4 protein-coding genes are annotated in these 4,736 nt (G+C 67.4%); 2 read left to right on the top strand and 2 right to left on the bottom strand.

All coding sequences use genetic code 11. The annotated features are described in order from the left end of the window. Both E1298_RS44260 and E1298_RS44255 read left to right on the top strand, forming a co-directional pair. The coding region (locus E1298_RS44260) for a dTMP kinase (protein WP_131903363.1) at window positions 1-501 on the top strand (501 nt) is incomplete at its 5' end. Between the two features lie 31 nt (window positions 502-532). Continuing rightward, complete coding sequence (locus E1298_RS44255) at window positions 533-982, top strand: NUDIX hydrolase (protein ID WP_131903362.1); 450 nt, start codon at window positions 533-535, stop codon at window positions 980-982. Between the two features lie 254 nt (window positions 983-1,236). Here E1298_RS44255 and E1298_RS44250 read toward each other — a convergent pair whose 3' ends face one another. Together E1298_RS44250 and fxsT are read right to left on the bottom strand one after the other, a co-directional pair. Next, window positions 1,237-2,034 (bottom strand): hypothetical protein, encoded by a 798-nt coding sequence (locus E1298_RS44250; protein ID WP_131903361.1) that lies wholly within the window; start codon window positions 2,032-2,034, stop codon window positions 1,237-1,239. 550 nt (window positions 2,035-2,584) lie between these two features. Beyond that, window positions 2,585-4,711, bottom strand: a complete 2,127-nt coding sequence (gene fxsT / locus E1298_RS44245; RefSeq protein ID WP_131903360.1) for an FxSxx-COOH system tetratricopeptide repeat protein — start codon at window positions 4,709-4,711, stop codon at window positions 2,585-2,587. Window positions 4,712-4,736: the final 25 nt, after the last annotated feature.

Genomic DNA, 4,736 nt, shown 5'->3' with positions numbered 1-4,736 from the left:
GCCCAGCCCTCCCCCGGCCCGATCGGCGCGCTTGCCCGAGCCGGCACCCACCAGTTCCACGGGTACGCGCTGGCCTGCCTGGTCGCCGCCGACCGCTACCACCACCTGGACGCCGTCATCCGGCCCGCGCTCGCGGCCGGAACCACCATCGTGTGCGACCGCTACACCGCCTCATCGCTGGTATTCCAGACCATCGACGGCGTCGAACAGACCTTCATCACCCACCTGAACCGGCACGCGGACCGCCCCGACCTGGCCATCTTCCTCACCTGCCGCGGCGTCGAGCTCCGCCGCCGACTAAAGGCGCGCGGATCACACGGCCGCTTCGAAGACGACCCCGACATCACCACCAAGGAGATCGCCCGCTACCACGACGTGTCCGCCCTGTACGCCGCGCAAGGGGTCCGCATCCTTGAACTCGACTCCACCATCACCGGCCCCGAATTACTGGCATCCCACGTGGTCAGCATCGTGCTACCGCTAACCTCGGCCTCATCCTGAACCGCAGCAACCGGCGCGCCGGAGGGGCAGCATGACCGACCGTTATCGATCCATCGTGGACGTCCACGTCATCCTCGAACGCGGCGATGAGATCCTGCTGCTGGAGCGCCAGGGCACCGGCTACTGCGACGGCATGCTCCACCTGCCCTCAGGCCACCTCGACGACGGCGAACCGCTCACCCACGGCGCCGCCCGCGAAGCCCATGAAGAGGTAGGCGTCCACATCGACCCCGCCGACCTGGTCCTGATCACCGTCGTCCACCACCGCCAACGTCCAGACCTCGCCCGCATCGGAATGTTCTTCACCACCACCCGATGGACCGGTGAACCCCACAACGCCGAACCACACAAATGCGGCAAGATCCAATGGCACGACCCCCGTCTCCTGCCCGAGCACACCATCCCCTACCCTGCCGCCGGAATCGCCGCCTACCTGACCGGTATCCCCTTCGTCGCGCACGGCTGGAACGACGCGTCCTAAAGGCTCTGCACCACGACGTGCCCCAAAGTGACACATCCCGTGGAGCATCCCCCTTCATCAAGGACATCTGTCTGAGGGGCTTCTTCGTGCCGAAGCGAGCAGACAGCCCTGACGATGTGCTCATGACGCTCACCAGAATCGACCGCACCCGACCGTTTCCCGGGTCAGCGACCTGTGGCCAACCCGGGCCACCGCGACATCATCGCTACCCCGCAGTGCCTGCCCCGCGCTGCTCGGCCTCAACCGGCACGGTGTCAGCTCGGTCCGTCGTCCTGGAGGAGGTCCCTCGCTCGTTCCATGAGACTTTCGAGCAGCGCAAGGATGGCGAACCTGTTCCCCAGCACGTCAGGTGGCACATCGGGCAGCGCCTTGGCAGGCGCGGAGGCGGGCTGGGGCGGCAGCGCGGCCCAGGCCACGCACAAGGTCTTCTTGTAGTCGATCAGGAGCGGCTCGAACTCTTTCTGGTCGATCAGGCCCGTGCCCCAGCGGACCACACGTCGGTAGACGTCCTCGGACACGATCAGGGCCAGGTCGCCTTGTTCGAAGCGCGCTCGCAGCACTGGGGCATCGAGTAGCCGGAACAGCGTGTTCAGGTCGGGGCTGACCACGCCGTGCTCGTCGTGGACGAGCTCGCCGTGGTGGACGGCCATGCGCAGGCGCAGGCGATGGTCCACAGACAGCGTCCTGTTGACCTGGCCGAGGCCGCGGCGGATCAGCGGTGCCAGCGGATCGACCAGGCTGTGCACGCTGTAGCCAGGAGGCGCCAGCAGATAGAGCCCGTCGCCGCGGTCCTCGTACTCGCAGTCCACCCACCGCATCTGCGCGGTCTCGGCGGCGCTCTGGATCACCTGGTACATGCAGCTGCGCATGTGCCTCATGACGTTCGGGTCGCCGCTATTGCCGAAACCGCAGATATCGAACGCGGCCATCGCGTGATACTGCGGCGGCTGAACAGGGGCCGGCCGATCAGTCGCGGCTTCGGCGGAGAACTTTTGCGGGGTTTCCATCGAATTCACCCATCCCGTGTGGTGCTCGGCGTCGAGGCGACGCACCGCGCCATGTTGCCACAACCAAACGGACACGTCCCTCATTTCAGTGGGATCGGCGTTAACACCTCCCAGATCCATAAATCCACAGGTCAGGGGCGATTGACCAGTTGCGATGCGTCTCATGACACACCAGCGGTAAGTCAACTGAAGTGCACGATCAAAATCAAGATAAAACAGAACGTCAACGGAACAGGACAGAACAAATCAAAAAACGAACACCGGTCAACAAACCTTCACAGCACCGACATAAGCCACATCTCGGCGATATCGCGAAACGACTCTCGGCTACATATACGAGGCCGCTTACAGGAAGGAGGGCAAATATGCGTTTCAGCCCGGGGAAGGTCGAGAGACCCCTCTCAACCTCCGAGTGGGGGTCGGCTGACAGCGGCCAGCAGGTACGGCCAGTTCCAAGGTGACGCGGGGTGATCGGTGACGGGAGGTCGGAGCGGATAGCTGCAGGCGACGACACGGGCTGGGTGAGACGCACCGGCGGCACCGGGAAGCGACCTACGACACGCATCCCGGTATGCAGACCTTCTGGACGAGCCTGCTACCCGGCTGCTTCCAGGTTTCCCCGCACCGTCTTGGTCAGGGAGTGATCCTCACCTAATACCCGCTGGCAATCAGCCAAGGTGGCCTCCAGCAGCGGGATCGCCCGCTTCAGATCACCCGCCGTGTAGTAGACGCCGGCTAGGTTGTTGCAGGATTGCAGGGTGTCGGAGTGGTCGTCGCCCAGCACCCGCTGGCAATCGGCCAGGGTCACCTCCAACAGGGGGAGTGCCCGCTTCAGATCACCCGCCGCTTGGTAGGCGGAGGCTAGGTTGTTGCGGGATTGCAGGGTGTCGGGGTGGTCGTCGCCCAGCACCCGCTCCCGCTCGGCCAGCGTCACCTCGTACAGCGGGATCGCCCGCCCCAGATCACCCGCCGACTCATAGGCGTAGGCCAGGTTGTTGCGGGAGTTCAGGGTGCCGGGGTGGTCAGCGCCCAGCACCCGCTCCCGCTCGGCCAGCGTCACCTCGTACAGCGGGATCGCCCGCTCCAGATCACCCGCTGTGTAGTACGCGGAGGCCAGGTTGTTGCGGGATTGCTGGGTGCCGGGGTGGTCAGCGCCCAGCACCCGCTCCCGCTCGGCCAGCGTCACCTCCAGCAGCCGGATCGCCCGCCCCAGATCACCCGCCACCTGGTAGGCGGTGGCCAGGTTATTACGGGAGGTCAGGGTGCCGGGGTGGTCGGCGCCCAGCACCCGCTGGCAGTCGGCCAGCGTCACCTCGTACAGCGGGATCGCCCGGCCCAGATCACCCGCCGCCTGGTAGGCGGTGGCCAGGTTGTTGCGGGAGTTCAGGGTGTTGGGGTGGTCGTCGCCCAGCACCCGCTGGCAGTCGGCCAGCGTCACCTCGTACAGCGGGATCGCCCGCCGCAGATCACCCGCCGCCTGGTAGGCGGTGGCCAGGTTGTTGCGGGAGTTCAAGGTGTCGGGGTGGTCGGTGCCGTGGAGGCGTTGGTCAGTGGTGAGGGCGCGTTCGTTGTAGCCGATGGCGGGCGTGATGGCGCCTTGCTCGTACAGGACCGCGGCGGCGCGGCTCAGCAGGCGGCTGGTTGTTGTGGTGTCGGTGGCGGGGTCGGTGCGTTCGGCCAGGGCGTCGATGTGGGGTAGCAGGGTACGCCAGGCCGGCCATCCTGCCGGGTCATCGACGTCGGCGGGGCAGGCTTGGTCGAGCAGGGTGGTGGCGTGGTGGCGAGCGGTGTCGATGTCGTCTGATTGGCGGTGGGGGTCGCGCGGGTCGGGGGTGCGGGCGACGGCTTGGACCAGCCGGTGCACCGCGACCGTGTCGGGGTCCAGGGTGATCATGTTGTAGGCGGCCAGCTCCCCCAGCGCCGTAGCGATTTCAGCCGGGTCGGCGATCGGGTCCAGCAGGGTGCGAGGGATGGCGTCGGGTGCCCACCAGGCCATGATCCGCAGCAGATCACCGGCCAGTGGAGAGTCGTCGGCGAGGGTGTCCAAGGTGATCCGCCAGATCCGGGCGATGGTGCGTTCGGCATCCGAGCCCCGGGCGGCCCGGTCGTACATCGCCACCGGATTGTCCCGAAGCAGTCCCAGGTAGCCCGCCGGGGTCAGGTGCGCCTGGCGGACATAGGCGCCGGCCTGCTTGACCGCCAGCGGCAACCACCCCAGCTCAGCGCACAACTCCGCACCCCCATCCAAACCGGTCGCTGGGGCGGTAGCCGGGCGGCCGGCGGTGACGATGCCGCCCAGCAGCTCCAGCGCCTCCGACGCGCTCAGCACATCCAGCTCGATCAACGCTGGGACGAGGTCGTGCCAGCCCTCACGCAGCCGGCTGGTGATCAGGAACCGGCCGCCCGGGGCGCCGGTCACCAGCTCGGCCACATCGGCGGGGTCGGTGACGTTGTCCAGCACCACCAGCCAGCCCGCATGAGCCGCCAGCCACCGCCGCGCCCACGCCGCCCGCTCCTGCTCCACCACTCCCGGCGCCGCCGGGGTGCCGCGGGTCATCTCCGGCACCAGCATCCCGGCCAGCTCAGCCAGACCCGCCGTGACGCTCGCGGCGGAATCGGCGGTGATCCACCAGGTCAGCACATGCTCCCCGGCGTGCAACTGCGCCCACTGGGCCGCCAGCGTGCTCTTGCCGACCCCGCCCAGCCCATGCACCGCCTGCACCACCGCCCCTGTCTCTTATACACAG

It is taken from the genome of Actinomadura rubrisoli (assembly GCF_004349215.1).
GTDB classification, from domain to species: Bacteria; Actinomycetota; Actinomycetes; order Streptosporangiales; family Streptosporangiaceae; genus Spirillospora; species Spirillospora rubrisoli.
This window is presented reverse-complemented; position numbering and strand designations above follow the sequence as displayed.